This window comes from Cupriavidus sp. 2SB (assembly GCF_005503625.1).
Taxonomy (GTDB): domain Bacteria; phylum Pseudomonadota; class Gammaproteobacteria; order Burkholderiales; family Burkholderiaceae; genus Cupriavidus.
Genome location: NZ_SCMX01000014.1, coordinates 80,265 through 100,880, shown reverse-complemented (window position 1 = coordinate 100,880; position 20,616 = coordinate 80,265). Strand labels below are relative to the sequence as shown.

Genomic DNA, 20,616 nt, shown 5'->3' with positions numbered 1-20,616 from the left:
GCATGGCATTCAGTTGACGGGAAGCACCAGGCCGTAAAGGGCGGCGCATTCGAAAAGTTCGCGGTCGTTTGTCACGCCCAGTTTCTGCAGGGCGCAGTTCTTCTGGCGGCTGATGGTCTTGACGCTGCGGCAGAGCGTGGCGCCGATCTCGGTCACGGTCCGTCCGGTCAGGTAGAGCCGCAGCACTTCCATCTCGCGCGCAGACAGCCTCTGGATGCCGTCGCGACCGCAGGGCAATACGCTGCGTAGATCCACCGGCGCGAGCACGCGCAATGCCGACTTGCCGATGTAGGTGAAACCTCGCTGCGCACGATTGATTGCCGTGTGGATTTCGTCCAGCGAGCAGTCCTTGAGCAGCAGTCCCTGCACGCGGGCATCGAGGATTGTCCGCAGCACCAGCGGGTTGGTGATCATCGTGAACACCACCACCGAGGTATCGGGATACCGCCGGCGCAGCGCAGAAATCAGCCGCACGCCATCGAGCTCGGCCGGACCCGGCATGTGGTAGTCCGTGACAACGATATCCGGCCGAAGCAGTCCGACCTGCTGCAATAGCTCTGTGGCGCTGACCACTTCGCCGCACACATCCCACCCGACCACCGCCTGCACCTTGGCTCTGACAGACGCCATGACGACGGGGTGGTCATCGGCGAGCAGTATCCTCAACGTCATCCATCGCTCCTGTCCTGTTCACATGGCATTTGCCATGGGTTTCGCATTGGGGAAAAAGGCGCCGCACGCGGATTGACGCGCGGCGCAAACACGCAGCTACTGCGTGCTCGCGACAAGGCCGGATCAAACGGGGAGGCGAGCCGGCGCTATCGCGATGCACGATGAGAGTAATGCGGTGAGGCGCTCAACGAAGTAAGACGATTCGCAAAGTGCGGGGAATTCGTGTGCGCAATCGCAGAGGAATGTGAAACGGCCCCGCGATGGCGACATCGCGGGGCCGTTTGGCAGTGGGGATGTGGAGGCGTATCAGGCCACTGCGAGCGGCCGGGCCGGTGGGCTGGCGTGGCGGCGTCCGTCGATGGCCTTGAGCGGATCGCGCAGTACCGAGGCACCTACCTCCATGATGTCGCGCAGTGCCGTGCGGTCTGCGCCGTGCTGAGGCGTCCAGAAATGCAGCGCGGCCCAGGCGGGGAAGCTGGCCGGCGGTGCCAGCAGCCGTGTCTTGCGATCACGGGTCACCAGCGGCACGTTGAAATCCAGGATCGGGCAGATGCCGCCCGCGGCGTGCAACAGCGTGATCTGCGAATGCCATGAGGGCACCACGGTCTCACGATGGCCGGGCGTGTTGGCCCGGCGTGCCAGGAATGCGTGCAGCGGGCTGCTGCTCTCGCAATCCTCCTGCAAGAGAATCCAGTCGCTTTCGGCCTCGTCGTTCGTGCCATGACGGTTGGCGCTGACCAGCCGGCGCGGCGTGGCCATGATGCTATGCGGGATCACGCTGTCAGGAACGTGCGCACCATCGACTACGAACGCGCAGTCGAGCTCGCCGGCGTCGAGCGTGTCACCTAGCGACGCATCGGCGATCACGGGCCGCGTCACAAAGCTGTCATGCGGAAAGCGTTCGCATAACGTCGTGAGAATTTCGGTGATCACGGGGTCGCCAATCGAGGACGAAAAGCCGATGGAAAGTCGTCGTCCATGGGCAGCGCCAATCGCGGTGTGGTCATTGGCCTGGACGAGCTGGGTCCATTTGGCGAGGATCTGGCGCGCTGTCTGTTCGAGCCGCATGGCGTGAGGCGTGGGCTCCAGCGTGCCGTTACGCTTGACGAACAATGCATCGCCCGTGATTTCGCGCAGCCGGGCGAGGCTATAGGCCACGGTGGGAATCCGCCCCTGAGTGCAGGCTGCTACCGCGCTGAGATCGCGGTATTCCATGAGCAGGACGAACACATGCAATAACTTGGTGCTGACGTGGCGCATACTGACTTCTCCCGATCCGGTACTTCAATTTTTTTTCTTGTGACGAAGCACTGCAACTGCCTGAGAACAACGCCGATGCTGCGCAAGAAAAGACACGACAGCACGGAAGACCAGAACAGCTCGAACTGCAAAAGGGCGGGGGACATCCTGGATACGCCCGGGCATTGCCAACCGGTCGGTTGCACTCTCGTACAACCTCGGTCACCGCATCGCTTCGACAGGTGTGTCGATCGCGGGTGTGCTACGGCAGTGGCTCCTCTTCCTCAGGCCCGGACCCGGTGGCTCGCTGTGTCATCACCGTTGCCGGTGAGTGCCGCCGGACACCTGTCTGGTAACGCCGGGAGGCGTCTTTGCAGGTGTTTGAAATTTAGTTGTTGCGAGGAAATCTTAATACAACATTTAGCAAATCGCCAGAAAAGGTGTTCGATACGGCAATCCTGCCGACCTTGTGCAGATGCTTTGTTTGAACAAGCATACAAACGCGCGAACCGCGCTGGCTGGCCCTTGCAGCGGTGCGCAGCCATGTTTGCGTTGTTCCGCAGGGCGATACGTCAGGGCCCCGCTGAAGTTTGAATCGCTTGCTTTGCCTTCGCAAATTTCCAAATTGGAAACACGAAATTTGGTGCCGCCTCATGGCACGCGTGGCAAGGCATGAGGACGTTGACCGGCGCCTGATTGACTGAGCCGAAGCTTCCAAATTGCTTAACTCGGTTCGCGAAGACACTGAATTCCGTTTGCGCAGGCAGTGGGCTACCTTACGGGCAGATGACGGGACAGGCCGGCAGGCTGATCGGCTCGCGTGCGAGCTGACCGCAGAGCGGAGGCATTGGTGAACAGGCGCTATTCGGAAGAGCAGATTCGCATGTACCTGGCCGAGGCCGCGAGTGGCGTCCCGGTACGCGAGCTTTGTGCGCGCTATGGATTCAGCGATGCCTCGTTCTATGGCTGGCGTGCGCGATATGGTGGCGCGCGCCAGGTCGAAGCCGTGGATCTGCGCCGGATGCGCCAGCTCGAGGAAGAAAACGTCCGGCTCAAGAGTATGCTTGCGGATGCGCTACTGCGGCTCGAGCTGCTGCGCAACCGTACCGGCCGCCGTGGTCATGGCAAGTCCGACCATTGATGCGCGCATGACGCGATCTCTGTCGTGTCAGACATCCTCCGTTCATGGCCGCCGGATTGTCGTTACGTGGCGATGCAGGCATCGCCACGCATTTGTGGAGTGTTTTCAGTGAGAAAGTTTTTGGTGGCCCTGGCTGCAGTGGGATGTGTCGGTATGTCCGGTGCCCCTGTCGACGTGATGGCGCAAGGCAAGCTGCCTGAGCCAATGGTAGCGCCCGCGCCGCCGCGCATGCTTGAGCTCGATCCCGCCACCTCCACGGTGGGCGATTCCGGCGCTACGCTCTCGACCTCACAGCGTGAGCACTGCCGCCAGTTGCTCGACAAGATCAACGCGTTGCCCGCAGGACCTCAATGGTCACAAGGACAGTCCAGTGTGACCACGGCCGACGGACGCACCTACTCCACGCTGGAGCGCGCACCCGACCGCAAGCGGCTGGAGGAAGCCTATCGGCAGGAGTGCGCGCAGGCGCGCAAGTAGGTTCTGGCACGGGGCGGCAGGCAAGCGTTGGCAAGCAGGTGCGAGTTCGATAGTAGAAGGTTGCGGTGCGCAGTTGCGTGAGTCCATTCGTCATTGACCTGGAGCGAGCATGTTTCGCGTGCAACGATTTCTTGCCCGGTGGTCCTGTTGCCTGGGGATGATGCTGCTGGCCGGCACAGGCAGTGCGCTAGCGCAGGCCAAGCTCGACAAGCCTCATCTCGATCAGCTGCTGGCGCCTGTGGCGCTCTATCCTGATGCGTTGCTGTCGCAAGTACTGATGGCGTCTACCTATCCGGCCGATGTGGCAACCGCCGCGCAGTGGTCGAAGGCGAATGCGAGCCTGTCCGGCGACGCGGCAACAAAGGCCGTGGCCAGCGAAGGCTGGGATCCCAGCGTGCAATCGCTTGTGGCGTTTCCATCGGTGATGGACATGATGGGGCGCCAGCCGCAGTGGGTGCAATCGGTGGGTGACGCGTTCCTTGCCCAGCCCGACGATGTCATGGATTCCGTCCAGCGGCTGCGCGTGCAGGCGCAGCAGGCGGGCTCGCTCAAGACCACCGAACAGCAGAAGGTGGTGACCCAGCAGAGCGGCGGCACGACGATCGTCCAGATCGAGCCGGCCAACCCGCAGGTGGTCTACGTGCCGGCGTACAACCCCACGGTGGTCTATGGCGCGTGGCCTTATCCGGCCTATCCGCCTGCTTACTATCCGCCGCCGCCGGGATCGGTGTTTGCCACCTCGCTCGTGGCCGGCATCGGCTTCGGTCTCGGCGTGGCGGCGGTCAATTCGCTCTGGGGCGGATTCAACTGGAACAACCACGACGTCAATATCAACGTCAATCGCTACAACAACATCAACGTGAACCAGCGGCTGGACGTGAACCGCGCCAACGTGAACTGGCAGCATAACCCGGCCAATCGCGGCAACGTCCCGTACAACAATCCCAACGTGTCGAACCGGTTCGACGCACAGCGCCAGCAGGGCCTGGCCAATCGACAGCAGAATCGGCCGCCGGGCCAGACCGGCCAGTTGGGCGCCCAGCGTCCGGGGCAGGGTGGCGGCGGTGTGCAGAATCAGCGCGATGCTGCACGCGACCGCGCCGCGCAGTCGTTCCAGGGTCGAACCGGGCAATCGATCGAAGGGCACGGCGGGCGGGGCGTGAATCGACAGGCGGGACAGAACCCACGCGCAGCCGGTGCGGATCGCCAACGTGCCGATCAGGCGGATGCGCGGAACCGCTCCCGCAATGCCAATCGCGACAACGCATTCCGCGACGCGGGCAATGGAGATCGGCAGCGCCAGCAGGTTCAGCGCGGCAACAACAGTGTCCAGCGCACGGGCGGCCAGTCACCGCACCACGCCATGCCGCAGCGTTCCGCGCCGCAACGCTCGGGCGGCGGCGGGGGCGGCTTTCATGGTGGCGGTGGTGGCGGACATCTCGGTCATGGTCGGAGATAACGATGATGCGTGAACAGACAAGTGACACCAGGCGTGCGCTGCGGCTGCGTCCGTTGCGCATGCTGGCGATGGCTGCCTTGCTGTGCGTTGCCGCACCGGTCATGGCCCAGGAGATGTTCCCGTCCCCCGAAGCGGCAATGAATGCGCTCGGCGATGGCGTGGCACGCAGCGACCAGGATGCGCTCCGACGTGTGCTCGGTGCCCAGTACACCAGGCTTCTGCCGCCGCAGCTTGATCAGCAGGATGTCTATGACTTCCTTGGCGCATGGGCTGCGCATCATACGATCCGCAGCCAGGGCGATGGCGCGGCGAGTATCGAGGTGGGGCCGAGCGGGTGGACCTTCCCCGTTCCCATCGTCAAGCGTCAAGCAGGCTGGCAGTTCGACCTGCAGGCCGGTGAGCGCGAAGTCCGGGTGCGGCGAATCGGGCGCAACGAAATTGTGGCGATGGACACGCTGTTGCAGCTGGCCGACGCACAGCAGCGTTATGCCGAGCAGGTTGGCAATGGGGCATATGCCCGGCAACTGGTCAGCACACCGGGCAAGACCAACGGTCTATATTGGCCATCGGCCTCGATAGATACCGACAGTCCGCTGGGACCGGACGCGCTGGCGATGGTGCCCGAGACGCCGCCTGACGAGGCGTTCTATGGCTATCGTTTCCGTGTGATCGCGGCACCTGCGGGAAGCAAGGCCAAGTATGGACTGCTTGCGTGGCCCGCCCGTTATGGCCAAACCGGCGTACACACCTTTCTGCTCGATAGCGACCGGAATTTTTATCAGCGTGACTTCGGTAGCGCCACCGCAAGCCGGGCGGGCGGCATCCGTTCGCTGTCTACCGAGGGCTGGACGCCGGTAGCGGAGCGGTAGTTCGTGTCAGGCGCTGCGCCGGGGCTGTGTAATCGGCACCTGACAAAGGCCGGAATTGTTTCCTTTTCTCATGTTGCTTCTTGCAGACAATGGCGAGGATGACGCCGTTTGTCTGTGTTATGCTGCGTCGCACAATAAGGAGGAGCCACGTTCACAGACGAGCAGGAGTCTTCACATGGCGAAAAGCCTGTCTCCGGCCTGGGATACGCAATGGCGCCGGTTGGGCCGAGCGCAGTACCGGGCCTTGCAAAAATCAGGATCCTGGCTGGAACGGATCGATTTTCCGTTTTCGGCCCCTGTCCGGGCGCGACATCCCGCGCCAGGCCAACCCGCACCTCACGACCTGCCCGGCGCATGGCAGGAGCTCAGGCTTCCGCTGGCGCCGCTGCCTGGCGAACTGGTGCCGCAGCTTTCCTATCGGCTCTACATTCCGTCCCGCGCCAAGGGTGCATTGCCCGTGGTGGTGATGCTGCACGGCTGCCAACAGACCCCCGAAAACCTTGCCGCAGGCACGCGGATGAATGCGCTGGCCGAGCGCGAAGGCTTTATCGTGGCCTATCCGCAGCAGCCGCTACGCCGTTCGGTGCACCGTTGCTGGCAGTGGTTTGATCTGGGTGCCGGAGTTGGCGGGCGGGAGGCGCAAGCCGTCTCCATGCTGATCGATGAACTGGCTGCGCGTCCCGATGTGCGTAGCGGCGAGATTTATCTGGCCGGCCTGTCGGCCGGCGCGGCCATGGCCGCCGTGGTGGCGCTGCGCTATCCCGGCAAGGTGGCCGCAGTGGGCCTGCATTCCGGTGTGGTGATCGGCGCGGCCGATACACCGGCCGGGGGCCTCAAGGCGATGCGCGAGGGGTCCGAGACAGCGCCGGCGATGCTGCTGGATGCGGCGGGGGTGACGCTTGGCGGTCCGGAAATGCCGGCCATCGTGTTACACGGTCTGGACGACGATGCGGTGAATCCACTCAATGGGCGGCTGCTGGCGCGGCAGTTCCTGGCCTACAACGGCCTGAGCGACCAGCTTGGGCAACGGCTCGATTGCGCCAACGATGCGCCACCCGTGGGCGAGGGCGAATGCCGTGAGGCGCGCTTCGGACGTTGGGGCCGCGATCTCGTCAGGCTCGTCGAAGTGGCGGGGCTGGGGCACGCCTGGAGCGGTGGCGATGCGGCGGTGCCGTATCACAGTGCCCTGGGGCCCGACGCAAGCTGGTTAATGTGGCAGTTCTTCCGGCAGCATCGGCGGATGGTTTAGCCAGGAATGAGCAAGAAAAAAAGGGGAAGGCTGGTGGCCTTCCCCTTTTTCGTCATCGCTTCCGGACGGCGCCGGTGCGATCAGACTGCGCGCTTGCGGATGAACAGGGCGGTGATGATGCCCATGATGCAGACGGCCACGACATAGTGCGCAGGAGCGAGCTTGTCGGTCTTCAGCATCAGCGAGACCACCACCGGGGTCAGCCCGCCGAAGATCGCGTACGAGACGTTGTACGAGAACGACAGGCCCGAGAAGCGCACCTGCGCCGGGAAGGCGTGGACCAGAACGTACGGCACCGCGCCGATCGTGCCGACGAAGAAACCGGCCAGCGCATAGAGCGGCAGCAGCAGGTCCGGGCGCGTGCCCACCGTGGTGTAGAGCGCATAGGCCGTGGCGGCCAGGAATACGCCGCCGACGACCAGCGTCACGCGCGGTCCGATGCGGTCGGCCAGCACGCCAGCCACCACACAGCCCACCGACAGGCACAGCGTGGCCGCACTATTGGCGACAAGGGCGGTGCGTGGATCGAAGCCGAACAGGGTTTGCAGATAGGTGGGCGTCAGCAGAATCACCACGACGATGGCGGCGGACAGCATCCACGTCAGCAGAACCGAGATCAGCACGGCGCCGCGATGATCGCGGATCACGGCCTTGAGCGGCATTTCGGCGGCAAGCGCCTTGCGTTGCTGCAGTTCGGCGAACACCGGCGTCTCATGCAGCCAGCGGCGCAGGTACATCGAGCCCACGCCGAACACGCCGCCCAGGATGAACGGCAGACGCCAGCCGTGCGAGATGACTTCCTCGGGCGTGAACACGGCGTTGATGCCCGTGGCCACCAGTGAACCCAACAGGATGCCTGCCGTGAGACCGGCGGTCAGCGTGCCGCAGGCATAGCCGATGTGGCGCGGGGGCACGTGCTCGGAGACGAACACCCATGCGCCTGGCACTTCGCCACCGACGGCGGCGCCTTGCAGGACACGCATCAGGAGCAGCAGCATCGGGGCCAGCAGGCCGATCGTGGCGTAGGTGGGCAGCAGGCCCATCAGCAGCGTGGGCACCGACATCAGCAGGATCGACAGCGTGAACATCTTCTTGCGGCCGAGCAGGTCGCCGAAGTGCGCCATGATGATGCCGCCGAGCGGACGCGCCAGGTAGCCTGCCGCAAAGATGCCGAAGGTCTGGAGCAGACGCAGCCAGTCCGGCACGGATGCGGGGAAGAACAGCTGGCCGATGACCTTGGCGAAAAAGACGAAGATGATGAAATCGTAGAACTCAAGCGCGCCGCCGAGTGCGGCCAGCGCTAGTGTCTTGTAGTCCTGGCCGGTCAGCGGGCGGGCGGCGTGGCCGCCTTGCGCACCCATTGCCCCGGCTGTACTGCTGGAGGTGGACATGAAATGACTCGCATGGATATTGACTTCACATGCGAAGCGCGCAACACGGATAACGTGGAGGAAGACGGCCGAAGGGTGACAGCACGAACTTGGCGAACCGGGCCGGCGGATAGCTGGCGGGCACGACGGTACGCTTCGCAAAGGCGTAAAGATACCAGATTGGCATTTCCCATTACTTCGATTTTCCGCAACCAGATACTAAATCGCCCTTTGGGCTGCCATAATCCGTCTCCATAATACAAAAGCAAGTGAAATCCGGGGCACACAGCGTCCGAAACGAGTGCGGCGTGGGGTCAGACTAACTGAGGTGACATGGCTTTCAAGGATTCCATCCAGGCTGCGTCAGGCGCGGCCATGGCCACGCCACGCAGGCGCGTGGCGGTGCGCGTGGTGGGCGGCGTGGCGGCGGCGCTGGCGCTTTTCGGGCTGGCCGGCTATTTCGGCGGGCCGCCGCTGATCAAGTACCTGGTCGAAAAACAGGCGACCGAGGCCCTGGGCCGCAAGGTGACGCTGGGCGGCGCGCATGTGCAGCCGTTCAAGCTGGCCGCCACGCTGAATGACCTGACCATTTTCGAGCCGGACGGCAAGACGCCGATGCTGACGCTTGGGCAGGTCGAGGCCGATACCTCGGCGGCCTCCATCTGGCATCTGGCGCCTGTGGTCAATACGCTGCATGTAGACCGGCTGTCGGTGCATGTGGTGCGCGACGCCAACGGGCGCATGAGTTTTGCCGATATCCAGGATCGATTCGCCGCGCAGCCGCCGAAGCCGGCGGACAGCAAGCCCGCGAAATTCTCGGTCAGCAATATCGCGGTCACCAATACCAGCTTCCTGTATGAGGACAAGCGGCTCGATACCGTGCAGCGCGTGGAGAATTTCACGCTGACGTTGCCGTTTCTGTCGAACCTGCCGCACGACACCACGATCAACACGCTGCCGACGCTGTTCGCGAAGATTAACGGTACGCCACTGGCGTTGAACGGGACGGCGCAGCCATTTGCGGATACGCGCGAAACCAACCTCAACGTCAACCTCGATGGCCTGGAGGTGGCGAAGTACACGGCGTTCGCGCCAAAGCTCAAGGATGCCGAGGTCAAGGGCGGGCTGGTGGGCACGCGCCTGAATATCGGCTTCCGGCAGGACAAGGACAAGCAGGACCTGTTCGTCGCCGGCACCATCACGCTGCGCGAGGCCGATGTGCAGACGCATGCCGGCGCGCCGCTGGTCAAGGCCGGGCGGTTGGTTGTCGATATCGGCCGCATCGAACCGCTTGCGCACAAGGCGCATATCAAGAGCATCGACCTGGAGGGACTCGGTTTGCAGGCCGCCCGGCGGGCAGATGGGTCGCTGAACCTGGCAACCGCGTTCCTGCCGGATGCCGCGCCTGTGACCACTGCCAATGCAGAGACGAAGGTTGCCTCGGCGGCAAGCGCACCCGCACCCGCCTCCGCACCCGCCGCCGCAGGCGTGCAGGCGCCGCCGAAGGCAGAGGAGGTGCCGTGGTCGTATGCCGTGGATCGCGTCACGCTCAAGGAAGCGAAACTTGGGTTTGTCGACGAACTGGCGCCATCAGGGCCGGGCAAGCTCGATATCGGCCCGGTCAATGTCGAGGTGGCCAATCTGGCCAGTGCAGGAGACAAGCCTGCGAAACTCGACGCCAATATCACCATCGCCAACGGCCAGACGCTCAAGCACACCGGCGAACTGGCGCTCAAGGCCGGCACGCTGACCGGCACGCTGGAAACGGCGGGACTGCGACCGCAGGGGTTCTCGGCATGGTGGCCGCGCGAACTGCAGAGCCAGTTTGGTGAGACCGGCATCAATGCCGAACTGCACTACGCGATGGCGTGGACCCAGCCCGTGTTCCAGTTCACGCTGCAGAAATCTCGGCTGGAACTGTCGCCGGTGTACGTCGCCACGCGCGAGTCCGTTGTGCTGCCGGCTTCGGCGGGTACGGATGGCAAGGCTGCGGTGGCGAAACCGGCAAACTCAGGCCGGAACGTCCGCACCGCGCGTATTGCGCGCGGGAGCCGTGCCGCCGATACGGAAGGCGCCAATCTGCCGCTGCTCCGCGCAGACAAGCTGGTATTGGACGATATCAATTTCGATCTTGCCAAACAGAGTTTCGAAGCCGGGCAGGTGGCATTGACTCAGCCGCAGATATCCGCCACACGCGATCATCGCGGACAGTTGCTGGAGATGGCGCGGATCTGGGCCAAGGAGTCTGCGGAGGATGTTTCGGCGCAGAAGCGCGTGGCCGCCCAGCCCGCACGGGTTGCCAATGGAAAGGCCGAGGCGCCGGTGTGGAAGGTGCGCATCGGCAAGGTTGCCGTCGATGGCGGCGCAGCGCGTCTGGCGGACTACGAGCCTGCTGGCGCTAACAACGGCAGACCGGTCATCCATCAGTTCCGCAATATCGGCCTCACCACGGGAGCCGTCACGTGGCCGCTGTCACCCAGTCCCTTGCCGGTGAAGCTGCATGCCGAAAGTGGCCGCAAGGGCGTGATGAATATCGATGGGCAGGTCATGCCGACTGGCCCCGGTGCGCAACTCCAGCTCGATGTGCGCGACCTCGACCTCGCGCCGATGCAGCCCTACATGGCTGACCGTTTCAATGCGGCGCTGCGCAGCGGCACGATGTCGCTCAAGGGCAAGCTCGCTTATCACCTGCCGGCCGGCAAGCCGATGGTGGTGCGCTTCAACGGCAATGCGCAGGCGGGCAACGTGCGCACCGTGGACCGCATCTCGGGCGAGGATTTCCTGCGCTGGCGCTCGCTCTCCGTGACCGGTATCGACTTCGGCATGGATGAGACGAAAGGGCCCATGCAGATTGGCATCAACAATGTGGCGCTGTCCGATTTCTACGCGCGCGTGATCCTCAATGCCAACGGGCGGCTGAACCTGCAGGACGTGATGGCCGGTGGTGCGGAGAAGGGCGAGGCCGCTCCGTCCACCAGCCTGACGCAGGCCAACCCGGCCTCGGCGCCCCCAGCCGCCAGCGCGGCAAAGGCGGCGCCGGCACAGGCATCGACGGGGCCGAAGCCGCAGATCCGGTTGGGTGGGGTGTCGATCAACAAGGGCAACATCAATTTCTCGGACTTCTTCGTCAAGCCGAACTACTCGGCGAACCTGACCGATATGAAGGGGTCGGTGTCGAAGGTGTCAACGGGAGATCCCACGCCTGCGGATCTCGCGCTCGATGGCCGGCTTGACGACGATGCGCCGGTCACGATCAGCGGCAAGCTCAATCCGCTGGGCGAGCAGCTCTATCTCGACATTGCCGCCAAGGCGGCCGGCGTGGAGCTGACACGCTTGACGCCGTATGCGGCCAAGTATGCGGGCTACCCCATTACCAAGGGCAAGCTGACCGTGGATGTGGCGTACAAGATCGAGAATGGAAAGCTCGATGCACGCAACCACCTGTATCTGGACCAACTGACGTTTGGTGAGAAGACCGACAGCCCTGACGCGGTGAAGCTGCCGGTGCTGCTGGCGGTGTCGCTGCTCAAGGATCGCAATGGTGTCATCGACATCAACCTGCCGGTATCGGGATCGTTGTCCGACCCCGAGTTCAGCATCGGCGGGGTGATCATGCGCGTGATCGTGAATCTGCTGACCAAGGCGATCACGTCACCGTTCTCGCTGATTGCTTCCGCGTTTGGCGGCAGTGGTGAGGAGCTGGGCTATATCGAGTTCGCGCCGGGTTCATCGACGCTCAACGATGAGGCGCGCAAGAAGATCGAGACCGTTGGCAAGGCGCTTAACGATCGACCATCGCTGCGGCTGGAAATCAGCGGACGTATCGATCCCGCTACCGATGCGGACGGTGCGCGCCGTGTCTGGCTCGATCAACGCGTGGCCCAGGCCAAGGAGCGCGAACTGCGTCGCACCGCACAGGAAGGCAACCAGGCCGAAGAAGGCGAGGGCGGCGAACAGAGCGCGCGCGTGACGGTATCGAAGCAGGAGTACCCGAAGTATCTCGAAGTCGTGTACAAGCGCGAGTCGTTCAAGAAGCCGACCAATTTCATTGGCCTGAACAAGTCGTTGCCGCCGGCCGAGATGGAGAAACTGCTGCTGCAGAATGCGCCGGTCACCGACGCCGGATTGCGTGCGCTAGCGGAGCAGCGCGCGCTGGCCGTCAAGCAGTCGTTGGAGCGTGATGGCAAGGTGCCCGATGCGAAACTCTTCCTGACAGCGCCCAAGCTGACGGCCGAAGGCATCAAGGACAAAGGCTCGCCCAATCGCGTGGATTTCTCGATCCGCCAGTAATCGGAATGGCCGCGGCGTTTGAATGAAAGCTTCGAACGCCGCGCCGCGCCGCGCCGTCGAAACCGCGTATCATTCGCCCCGGATTGAAATCCACCCTTTTTATCTATGACTTGGGAGCGAGTGTTGGAACAGGAAGCGATTGCCTACAAGACCTGGGTTTGCCTGATCTGCGGATGGGTGTACGACGAGGAACAGGGCTGGCCCGAGGACGGTATCGCCCCCGGCACGCGCTGGGAAGACATTCCCGAAGACTGGCGTTGCCCCGAATGCGACGTCAGCAAGGGTGACTTCTCGATGGTCGAGTTCTGAGTTACGTATGGCGCCTGGGTGCGCGTCGGCACGGCTCCGTGCGTCGGCGCGCCGTCTCGCAGCGGCGGTATCGCATGCGATACGGATGCGAGCAGCGCCACAGCGCTGACGCAATAGTGATCAGCAGCAGCGCCGCCATCGCGGCGGCGAGCATGGTCAGGGACATGACGCCCCCCTTCTCTCTCTCTCGAAGGGTGCTAGATCAGCAGCGGTATCGCTTCGAGTACCAGCACACCCATCAATACGCCGATGATGACGCCCGCACAGCGGCAACTGATGCGCAGGGCTTTGGCGGCCACTGGAATCGCCCCCATCGCCAGTAGTCCGACGAGTGCCATGGGGATCAGAAATACAAGATCGTGCGCCTGCAGATGAAACATGGCGGTCTCCTGTCTTGCTTGGTATTTCCAGTATAGGCAGTGTGTGGCGAATACAAGGCCGCGCGCATCAGGGTTCTCCCGCGCTGTTTGAATTGGATCAAGATCTGACATATCGCCGCGTCACCGCAAGTATCTCCGGCGATACCTGGCACGCGCTTCCATGCTGCAGTGCAGACTGTGCAGTTGCTGACTGGCTCCGCAGGTGTCCTATGCTGGACGCATGGGGGCCATTGGCGGCCCGGGTGGAAGGAGAAGCGCTATGGAACTTCACATGCATTCGCACCATTACGTGCGCCGATTGCCGGATTGGTCGGCGGCGGCGGTATCCGGCGTGGTGGCTGGCGCGTTGCTGTTGCTGATGGAATTGTTCTGGTCCACGATGATGTCCGACGGCCACCCGTGGGGGATGACGCGCATCATCGCCGCCATCGTGATGGGACAGGACGTCTTGCAGACGTCGATGTTCAGCATTGGCACCACCGCTGCGGCGTTGATCATCCACTTCGCGCTGGGTGCCGTCCTCGGCATGATCCTGGCAATGATCATCGCCCCGTTCCAGCTCGATTCCAGCCTGGGGATGTCGCTGCTAGTGGGTGCTGTATTCGGCGTGGTGGTCTACCTGTTCAACTTCTACGTCATGACGGCCGCCTTCCCGTGGTTCGTGCAGTTGCGTGGCTGGCACACGGTGGCGAGCCACATCATCTTCGGGATGGCCATCGGCTTCTGCTACTGGAAGCTGGAGTCGCGCGATGTCTCGCATTAGTGACATGCGATAGCAGTTCGACATCGCGTCGGGCGCAAATGGCGGGCGGGCACGCAATGCCCCTCCGCCATTTTTGTTGCAATGCATCGCGTGCGCGCCGCCGCACGGCGTGCCGGCCATGTTGTCTTGCCGTGACCTGAGCCAATGCACTAGTCTTATCTCACGTGCCGTTTGGCACGTGCCTCAGCGGACGCACGCATGGTCCGCGCGCGTGAGCGGGGAGGGTGGACATGGCCATTGCCATCGCACTCGTCGTAATGGTGGTCGCCTCGGTGCTCTTCCATTTCTTGAGCCCGTGGTGGGCCACGCCCCTCGCGTCCAACTGGAAGCAGATGGACGACACGCTGACCATTACTCTCGTCATCACGGGAATCTTCTTCGTCGTCATCAACCTGTTCATCGGATGGATCGTCTGGCGCTACCGCCATCGCGACGGCCATCGCGCGCACTATGAGCCGGAGAACCGCAAGCTCGAACTGTGGCTGATCGGTCTGACAGCGGTAGGCATCATGGCGCTGCTGGCACCGGGCCTGGTCGTGTATGCGGACTATGTGAGACCACCACGCGATGCCATGGTTGTGGAGGTGGTGGGATCGCAATGGCAGTGGGCGTTCCGCTTTCCGGGAAGGGGCGGGCAGTTGGGCACCAGCGATGCGCGGTTCGTCAACGGCACCAATCCGCTGGGCGTGAATCCCGACGATCCGAACGGGCAGGACGATGTGATCATCGTGGGTCCCGAAGTGCATCTGCCGCTGAACCGCCCCGTCAAGGTGCTGCTGCGTTCGAAGGATGTGCTGCACGATTTCTATGTGCCGCCGATCCGTGCACGGATGAACATGGTGCCGGGCATGGTCACCTCCTTCTGGTTCACGCCCACGGTGGCCGGACGATACGACATCCTCTGTGCGCAGCTATGCGGCGTGGGGCACTACAACATGCGCGGGCATATGGTGGTGGAGGACGGCGCAGCATTCGACGCGTGGCTCGCGAAGCAGCAGACGTTTGCCATGGCGATGGCGAAGGCCGCGCAACCGGTAGCTGCATCGCCGGGCACCGCCGCAGCGGGCAGCGTGGCCGAACAGGGACGCGCGCTGGCGCAGAGCAAGGGATGCGTGGCGTGCCACAGCGTCGACGGCACGCCGGGTGTGGGGCCATCGTGGAAAGGGCTTTACGGCAGCACGCAGACCTTCACGAATGGCAGCAGCGCCAGTGTGGACGATGCGTTCCTGCACACGGAGATTGCCGATCCAGCCGCACGCATCGTGAAGGGCTTCGGCCCCGTGATGCCGAAGGTGCCCATCACCGATGCCGAGGTTGCGGCGCTGTCCGCGTACATCCGCTCTCTGGGTGGCGCTGCGGGTTCGCAGGCGGGGAAATAGCAGGAGGGAAACGATGGCCTACGCCGATCACGATACCCACCATGATCACGGTCCGCAGAGTTTCTGGACGCGCTATATCTGGAGCCAGGACCACAAGGTGATTGCGGTGCAGTACACGCTGGTGGCCATCTTCGTGGGGCTGGTGGGCGTGCTGCTGTCGAATCTCATGCGCATGCAGCTCGGCTTTCCGGGCAAGTTCGATTTCATCGACGCCAACCGCTATTACCAGTACGTGACGATGCACGGGATGATCATGGTGATCTACCTGCTCACGGCGTTGTTCCTCGGCGGCTTCGGCAACTACCTGATCCCGCTGATGGTGGGCGCGCGAGACATGGTGTTCCCGTTCCTCAACATGCTGAGTTTCTGGGTCTACTTCCTGTCCGTCATCGTGTTGCTGGCGAGCTTCTTCGTACCGGGTGGGCCAACAGGCGCGGGCTGGACGCTGTATCCGCCGCAGTCGATCCTGCCCGGCACGCCGGGGCATGACTGGGGCATCATCATGATGCTCGCGTCGCTGGTGATCTTTATCGTCGCAGCCACGATGGGTGGCCTGAACTATGTGACCACGGTGTTGCAGGCGCGTACCGAAGGCATGACCTTGTTGCGCATGCCGCTGTCGGTTTGGGGCATCTTCATGGCGACGATCCTTGCGCTGCTGGCGTTTCCGGCGCTGTTCGTGTCGGGCGTGATGATGTTGCTGGACAAGACACTGGGTACGAGCTTCTTCATGCCTGCCGTGGTGTCGATGGGCCAGCAGCTCAACTACAAGGGCGGCAGCCCGCTGCTGTTCCAGCACCTGTTCTGGTTCTTCGGCCATCCGGAAGTCTATATCGTGGCGCTGCCGGCGTTCGGCATCGTCTCCGATCTGGTCAGCGTGCATTCGCGCAAGAGCATCTTCGGGTATCGCACCATGGTCTGGGCGATCCTAGCGATTGGCCTGTTGTCCGTGGTGGTGTGGGCGCACCATATGTTCGTGAGCGGCATGAATCCGTACTTCGGCTTCTTCTTTGCCACGACCACGCTGATCATTGCCGTGCCCACGGCCATCAAGGTCTACAACTGGGTGATCACGCTATGGCGGGGCGATATCCATTTCACGGTGCCGATGCTGTTCGCCATCGCGTTTATCAGCACGTTCGTGATCGGCGGATTGACCGGACTGTTCCTCGGCAATGTCAGCGTGGACATTCCGCTGTCTAACACCTACTTCGTGGTGGCGCACTTTCACATGGTGATGGGTGTCTCACCGATTCTCGTAGTCTTTGGCGGGCTCTATCACTGGTATCCGAAAGTCACCGGACGCATGCTGAATGACACGCTCGGCCGCATCCATTTCTGGGTCACGTTCGTTGGCACGTACGCGATTTTCTTTCCGATGCACTACCTCGGTGTGCTCGGCATGCCGCGCCGTTACTACGCGTGGGACAACTACAGCTTCATCCCCGAGTCCGCACACACGATGAACATGTATATCTCCGTCGCCGCATTCATCGTGGCGGCGGCGCAGTTGCTGTTCGTCTTCAACCTGTTCTGGAGCCTGCGGCGTGGCGAGCCTGCCGGTGCCAATCCGTGGCGTGCGGCATCGCTCGAATGGCAGACAGCCGAGACGCCGCCCGGTCATGGCAACTGGGGACCGCATCTGCCCGTGGTGTATCGCTGGGCCTATGCGTACAGCGTACCCGGTGCCAAGGATGACTACATCGCGCAGAACGCGCCGCCCGAGGCGGGCGGTGCCGAACCCGAACCGCATTCGAGCCGGGGGGCCGTCGCATGAATCCCGATGCCACCGCTACGCAAAGCAATCCCGGCGTGTTCCGTGTCTCGCGTGAATCGCCGGGCAGTGGGCCTGGTGGCGATGCCACGCAGGGACGTGGACACCCGGCACCGGGCAGTATCGGCTTGTGGGTGTTCATGGCCGTGGTCACGTCGCTGTTTGCGCTGTTTCTCGCGGCGTACGTGATGCGGATGGATAGTCCGGACTGGCATCGCATTGCGTTGCCTTGGCAGGTGTGGCTTTCCACGGCATTGCTGATGGGTGCGAGCGTGGCCATGGCCGTGGCATCGCGCGCAGCACGCGCCGGACGCATGGCCGATGCGCGCCGTGCGTTGCGGCTGGGGGCGCTGGGTGCGGCGGCATTCGTCGGTTCGCAGTTGTGGGCGTGGAGTGCGCTGCATGCGATACAGGTGGGCTTTGCGAGCCATCCGGCCGGCAGCTTCTTCTACCTGCTCACGGCGATGCATGGCTTGCACATGCTTGGTGGATTGATCGGCTACACGGTGGTGGCATCCGACCGGGGCAGCGGCGTGCGCACGCAGACGCGCATCGCGCTCTGCGCGCGTTACTGGCACTTCCTGCTCGCGGTATGGCTGGTGCTGCTGGCAACGCTCGGATGGCTGACGCCCGAGCTTGTGGACTTTATCTGCGGCAGGGGATGAAGGAGGTACGCCGATGAGTTCGCAAGTCACTACCCACGCCAACGCCGCCGGTCACGCGCCGGCGGGGCTCCGCGGCCTTGTGGCGGACTGGTCCTCGGACCAGCGCGCGTTCAAGGTGTCGTGGGGCAAGGCCATGATGTGGATATTCCTGCTGTCCGACACCTTTGTCTTCAGCTGCTTCCTGATCGGCTATATGACCGTGCGCATGACCACCACGGTGCCGTGGCCCAATCCGAGCGAGGTCTTCGCGCTCGACATCGCCGGGCAGCCCGTGCCGCTGATCCTGATCGCGATCATGACGTTCGTGCTGATCACAAGCAGCGGCACCATGGCGATGGCGGTCAACTATGCGTACCGTCGGCAACCGCTGCAATGCGCGTATCTGATGCTGGCGACGGCGTGGCTGGGTGAGGTCTTCGTCTGCATGCAGGCATTCGAATGGACCAAGCTGATACAGGAAGGCGTGCGGCCCTGGGGCAATCCGATGGGTGCCGAGCAGTTCGGCTCCACGTTTTTCATGATCACGGGCTTTCACGGGTTCCACGTGACCTGCGGCGTGATCTATCTGCTGGTGATAGCGAGCAAGGTGCTGCGCGGCCACTACCACGCCAGCGGCAACTACCAGGCCGTGGAGATCGCCGGGCTGTACTGGCACTTCGTGGATCTGGTCTGGGTGTTTATCTTCGCGCTCTACTATCTCTGGTGAGGTCAAGCCATGTCGAGCAATCCAGGAATACCGGCCACGTCACACGACGGCGACGATGCGTCTGCGAGTCACGAAGGCCAGCAGCATCCGATCGGGCTCTACCTCAAGGTGTGGGTGCTGCTGTTCGTGTTGTCCACGCTGTCATACATGGTGGACTACTTCCATGTGAGCGGCGTATTGCGCTGGACGCTGATCCTCGTCTTCATGGCGTTGAAGGCGGGGCTCATCATCTCTGTGTTCATGCACATGGCATGGGAGCGCATGGCGCTGATGTGGGCCATCCTGCTGCCGCCGCTCTGCCTGCTGGTGCTGCTGTGGCTCATGGCCGCAGAGGCGGACTACACATTCCTGCTGCGCGGGGAATTCTTCAAGTAAGGCGCGCTCCCCGCCGCGTGGGAGAGGAGCGCGACGGGCTTAGACCTGCGTGATGAACTTGGTTACGAGGTAGCCATCGAAGGTTTCCTGGCCGCCTTCGCTGCCGATGCCAGAATCCTTGATGCCGCCGAACGGCGTCTCGGACAGCGCCATGCCGAAGTGGTTGATGTTGACCATGCCGGCTTCGAGCCCGTTCGATACCTGGTGCGCGGTCTTCAGCGAGTTCGTAAACACATACGAGGCCAGGCCGAACGGCAGGCTGTTGGCGCGGCGCAGCACTTCCTCGGTGTCCTTGAACCGCGTGACCGGCGCCACCGGACCGAACGGCTCTTCGGTCATCAGCATCGAATCGTCGGGCAGTTCGGTCACGACGGTCGGGGCAAAGAAGAAGCCCTTGTCGCCAATGCGCGAACCGCCCGCCACGACCTTGCCGCCGCGCTGGCTGGCGTTGTCGAGGAACTGCTCCATCGATGCGATACGGCGCTCATGGGCCAGCGGTCCCATCTGCGTGCCATCGTCGAGGCCATTGCCGACCTTGATCGAGCCGATGACTTCGGTGAAGCGCGCCAGGAACTTGTCGTACGCCTTTTCCTGGACGTAGAAGCGCGTTGGCGACACGCAGACCTGGCCGGCATTGCGCAGCTTGAAACGCGCGAGCATCTCTGCAGCCGGTTCGATATCGGCATCGTCGAACACGATCACCGGCGAGTGGCCCCCCAGTTCCATCGTCACGCGCTTCATGTGCGCACCGGCCAGTGCGGCCAGTTGTTTGCCCACGGGCACCGAACCCGTGAACGAGATCTTGCGCACGATGGGCGATTCGATCAGGTATGTGGAGATTTCGCCCGGCACGCCCCAGACGATGTTCAGCACGCCCGGGGGCAGTCCTGCATCGTGGAACAGTCGGGCCAGCGCCACGACGGCGCTCGGGGAATCTTCCGGGCCCTTCAGGATCAGCGTGCAACCGGCGCCGATGGCGGCAACGATCTTGCGGATGGCCTGGTTGAACGGGAAATTCCACGGCGTGAAGGCAGCACAGACGCCGATGGGCTCGCGCACCACGATCTGGCGGACGGCCGGGTTGCGCGGCGGAATCACGCGGCCATAGATGCGGCGGCATTCCTCGGCATGCCACTCGGCGTGCTCGGCGCAGATGGTGACTTCGCCGATGGCTTCGGCCAGCGGCTTGCCCTGGTCCAGCGTGATATCACGGCCGATTTCACGCGCACGGGTGCGGGTCAGTTCTGCCACGCGGCGCAGGATGCCGGAGCGCTCCAGCGGCGACGTCTTCTTCCAGCTTTCGAAAGCGCGTTGTGCGGCAGCCAGTGCCCGGTCGAGGTCGGCGGTGGTGGCATGCGGCAGTTTGCCCAGCACTTCCTGCGTGGCGGGATTGATGACGTCCTGCTCGCGCCGGCCGCCGCCCGATACGAATTCACCATCGATGTAGAGGGCCAGATCCTGGTACATCATGCGTAGCTCCTGAGGGGATGGAACGGCGC

The 20,616-nt window shown here is 63.3% G+C and carries 19 protein-coding genes; 13 read left to right on the top strand and 6 right to left on the bottom strand.

Features of this window, described 5'->3' with window-relative positions:
- Positions 1-9: 9 nt before the first annotated feature.
- Complete coding sequence (locus FFS21_RS09450) at positions 10-672, bottom strand: response regulator (RefSeq protein WP_137924560.1); 663 nt, start codon at positions 670-672, stop codon at positions 10-12.
- A gap of 306 nt (positions 673-978) precedes the next feature.
- Positions 979-1,932: a LysR substrate-binding domain-containing protein gene (locus FFS21_RS09445; protein ID WP_137924559.1), complete on the bottom strand. Its 954-nt coding sequence runs from the start codon at positions 1,930-1,932 to the stop codon at positions 979-981.
- 829 nt (positions 1,933-2,761) lie between these two features.
- Here FFS21_RS09445 and FFS21_RS09440 point away from each other — a divergent pair.
- The 5 genes from FFS21_RS09440 (at position 2,762) to FFS21_RS09420 (ending at position 7,106) form a co-directional block, all read left to right on the top strand.
- On the top strand, positions 2,762-3,052 hold the full coding sequence (locus FFS21_RS09440; protein WP_137924558.1) for a transposase: 291 nt from the start codon (positions 2,762-2,764) through the stop codon (positions 3,050-3,052).
- A 153-nt stretch (positions 3,053-3,205) separates the two neighbouring features.
- Positions 3,206-3,529: a hypothetical protein gene (locus FFS21_RS09435; protein WP_137924576.1), complete on the top strand. Its 324-nt coding sequence runs from the start codon at positions 3,206-3,208 to the stop codon at positions 3,527-3,529.
- A gap of 109 nt (positions 3,530-3,638) precedes the next feature.
- Complete coding sequence (locus FFS21_RS09430; protein WP_137924557.1) at positions 3,639-4,988, top strand: DUF3300 domain-containing protein; 1,350 nt, start codon at positions 3,639-3,641, stop codon at positions 4,986-4,988.
- Between the two features lie 2 nt (positions 4,989-4,990).
- Positions 4,991-5,857: a DUF2950 family protein gene (locus tag FFS21_RS09425; RefSeq protein WP_237380592.1), complete on the top strand. Its 867-nt coding sequence runs from the start codon at positions 4,991-4,993 to the stop codon at positions 5,855-5,857.
- A 175-nt stretch (positions 5,858-6,032) separates the two neighbouring features.
- The gene (locus FFS21_RS09420) at positions 6,033-7,106 is read left to right on the top strand and encodes an extracellular catalytic domain type 1 short-chain-length polyhydroxyalkanoate depolymerase (protein WP_137924556.1); all 1,074 of its coding nucleotides are present in this window, start codon (positions 6,033-6,035) and stop codon (positions 7,104-7,106) included.
- An 80-nt stretch (positions 7,107-7,186) separates the two neighbouring features.
- On the opposite strand, the gene FFS21_RS09415 is transcribed toward FFS21_RS09420, so the two are convergent.
- A complete protein-coding gene (locus tag FFS21_RS09415) occupies positions 7,187-8,497 on the bottom strand; it encodes an MFS transporter (protein WP_137924555.1) in 1,311 nt (436 codons plus the stop codon).
- A gap of 312 nt (positions 8,498-8,809) precedes the next feature.
- Between FFS21_RS09415 and FFS21_RS09410 the strand changes: the two genes are divergently transcribed.
- Complete coding sequence (locus tag FFS21_RS09410) at positions 8,810-12,766, top strand: DUF748 domain-containing protein (protein WP_137924554.1); 3,957 nt, start codon at positions 8,810-8,812, stop codon at positions 12,764-12,766.
- A 123-nt stretch (positions 12,767-12,889) separates the two neighbouring features.
- Entirely contained in the window at positions 12,890-13,075 is a 186-nt protein-coding gene (locus FFS21_RS09405) for a rubredoxin (RefSeq protein WP_137924553.1), read from the top strand.
- 1 nt (position 13,076) lies between these two features.
- Here the strand turns inward: FFS21_RS09405 and FFS21_RS31980 are convergent, their stop codons facing one another.
- Positions 13,077-13,241: a hypothetical protein gene (locus tag FFS21_RS31980; RefSeq protein ID WP_171020357.1), complete on the bottom strand. Its 165-nt coding sequence runs from the start codon at positions 13,239-13,241 to the stop codon at positions 13,077-13,079.
- 31 nt (positions 13,242-13,272) lie between these two features.
- The gene (locus FFS21_RS09400) at positions 13,273-13,455 is read right to left on the bottom strand and encodes a hypothetical protein (protein WP_137924552.1); all 183 of its coding nucleotides are present in this window, start codon (positions 13,453-13,455) and stop codon (positions 13,273-13,275) included.
- Positions 13,456-13,714: 259 nt separating this feature from the next.
- Between FFS21_RS09400 and FFS21_RS09395 the strand changes: the two genes are divergently transcribed.
- The 6 genes from FFS21_RS09395 (at position 13,715) to FFS21_RS09370 (ending at position 19,117) form a co-directional block, all read left to right on the top strand.
- Complete coding sequence (locus tag FFS21_RS09395; protein ID WP_137924551.1) at positions 13,715-14,218, top strand: hypothetical protein; 504 nt, start codon at positions 13,715-13,717, stop codon at positions 14,216-14,218.
- 230 nt (positions 14,219-14,448) lie between these two features.
- Positions 14,449-15,597, top strand: a complete 1,149-nt coding sequence (locus FFS21_RS09390) for a cytochrome c oxidase subunit II (RefSeq protein ID WP_137924550.1) — start codon at positions 14,449-14,451, stop codon at positions 15,595-15,597.
- 13 nt (positions 15,598-15,610) lie between these two features.
- Positions 15,611-17,374, top strand: coding sequence for a cytochrome c oxidase subunit I (gene ctaD / locus FFS21_RS09385; RefSeq protein WP_137924549.1), 1,764 nt, complete (start codon positions 15,611-15,613; stop codon positions 17,372-17,374).
- Positions 17,371-18,036, top strand: a complete 666-nt coding sequence (locus tag FFS21_RS09380) for a cytochrome c oxidase subunit 3 (RefSeq protein WP_137924548.1) — start codon at positions 17,371-17,373, stop codon at positions 18,034-18,036. Before ctaD ends, FFS21_RS09380 begins: the two co-directional genes overlap by 4 nt.
- A gap of 13 nt (positions 18,037-18,049) precedes the next feature.
- On the top strand, positions 18,050-18,742 hold the full coding sequence (locus FFS21_RS09375; RefSeq protein ID WP_137924547.1) for a heme-copper oxidase subunit III family protein: 693 nt from the start codon (positions 18,050-18,052) through the stop codon (positions 18,740-18,742).
- A 9-nt stretch (positions 18,743-18,751) separates the two neighbouring features.
- Complete coding sequence (locus tag FFS21_RS09370) at positions 18,752-19,117, top strand: cytochrome C oxidase subunit IV family protein (RefSeq protein WP_137924546.1); 366 nt, start codon at positions 18,752-18,754, stop codon at positions 19,115-19,117.
- A gap of 39 nt (positions 19,118-19,156) precedes the next feature.
- Here the strand turns inward: FFS21_RS09370 and FFS21_RS09365 are convergent, their stop codons facing one another.
- Positions 19,157-20,584: an NAD-dependent succinate-semialdehyde dehydrogenase gene (locus tag FFS21_RS09365; RefSeq protein ID WP_137924574.1), complete on the bottom strand. Its 1,428-nt coding sequence runs from the start codon at positions 20,582-20,584 to the stop codon at positions 19,157-19,159.
- Between the last annotated feature and the right edge of the window lie 32 nt (positions 20,585-20,616).

Excerpts from the sequence above, each read along its gene's own strand:
- FFS21_RS09445 (WP_137924559.1), bottom strand. The coding sequence starts at position 1,932 with ATGCGCCACGTCAGCACCAAGTTATTGCATGTGTTCGTCCTGCTCATG.
- FFS21_RS09425 (WP_237380592.1), top strand. The coding sequence starts at position 4,991 with ATGATGCGTGAACAGACAAGTGACACCAGGCGTGCGCTGCGGCTGCGT.
- FFS21_RS09365 (WP_137924574.1), bottom strand. The coding sequence starts at position 20,584 with ATGTACCAGGATCTGGCCCTCTACATCGATGGTGAATTCGTATCGGGC.
- FFS21_RS09400 (WP_137924552.1), bottom strand. The coding sequence starts at position 13,455 with ATGTTTCATCTGCAGGCGCACGATCTTGTATTTCTGATCCCCATGGCA.
- FFS21_RS09395 (WP_137924551.1), top strand. The coding sequence starts at position 13,715 with ATGGAACTTCACATGCATTCGCACCATTACGTGCGCCGATTGCCGGAT.
- FFS21_RS09370 (WP_137924546.1), top strand. The coding sequence starts at position 18,752 with ATGTCGAGCAATCCAGGAATACCGGCCACGTCACACGACGGCGACGAT.
- ctaD (WP_137924549.1), top strand. The coding sequence starts at position 15,611 with ATGGCCTACGCCGATCACGATACCCACCATGATCACGGTCCGCAGAGT.
- FFS21_RS09450 (WP_137924560.1), bottom strand. The coding sequence starts at position 672 with ATGACGTTGAGGATACTGCTCGCCGATGACCACCCCGTCGTCATGGCG.
- FFS21_RS09415 (WP_137924555.1), bottom strand. The coding sequence starts at position 8,497 with ATGTCCACCTCCAGCAGTACAGCCGGGGCAATGGGTGCGCAAGGCGGC.
- FFS21_RS09390 (WP_137924550.1), top strand. The coding sequence starts at position 14,449 with ATGGCCATTGCCATCGCACTCGTCGTAATGGTGGTCGCCTCGGTGCTC.
- FFS21_RS31980 (WP_171020357.1), bottom strand. The coding sequence starts at position 13,241 with ATGTCCCTGACCATGCTCGCCGCCGCGATGGCGGCGCTGCTGCTGATC.
- FFS21_RS09380 (WP_137924548.1), top strand. The coding sequence starts at position 17,371 with ATGAATCCCGATGCCACCGCTACGCAAAGCAATCCCGGCGTGTTCCGT.
- FFS21_RS09435 (WP_137924576.1), top strand. The coding sequence starts at position 3,206 with ATGTCCGGTGCCCCTGTCGACGTGATGGCGCAAGGCAAGCTGCCTGAG.
- FFS21_RS09420 (WP_137924556.1), top strand. The coding sequence starts at position 6,033 with ATGGCGAAAAGCCTGTCTCCGGCCTGGGATACGCAATGGCGCCGGTTG.
- FFS21_RS09375 (WP_137924547.1), top strand. The coding sequence starts at position 18,050 with ATGAGTTCGCAAGTCACTACCCACGCCAACGCCGCCGGTCACGCGCCG.
- FFS21_RS09410 (WP_137924554.1), top strand. The coding sequence starts at position 8,810 with ATGGCTTTCAAGGATTCCATCCAGGCTGCGTCAGGCGCGGCCATGGCC.
- FFS21_RS09430 (WP_137924557.1), top strand. The coding sequence starts at position 3,639 with ATGTTTCGCGTGCAACGATTTCTTGCCCGGTGGTCCTGTTGCCTGGGG.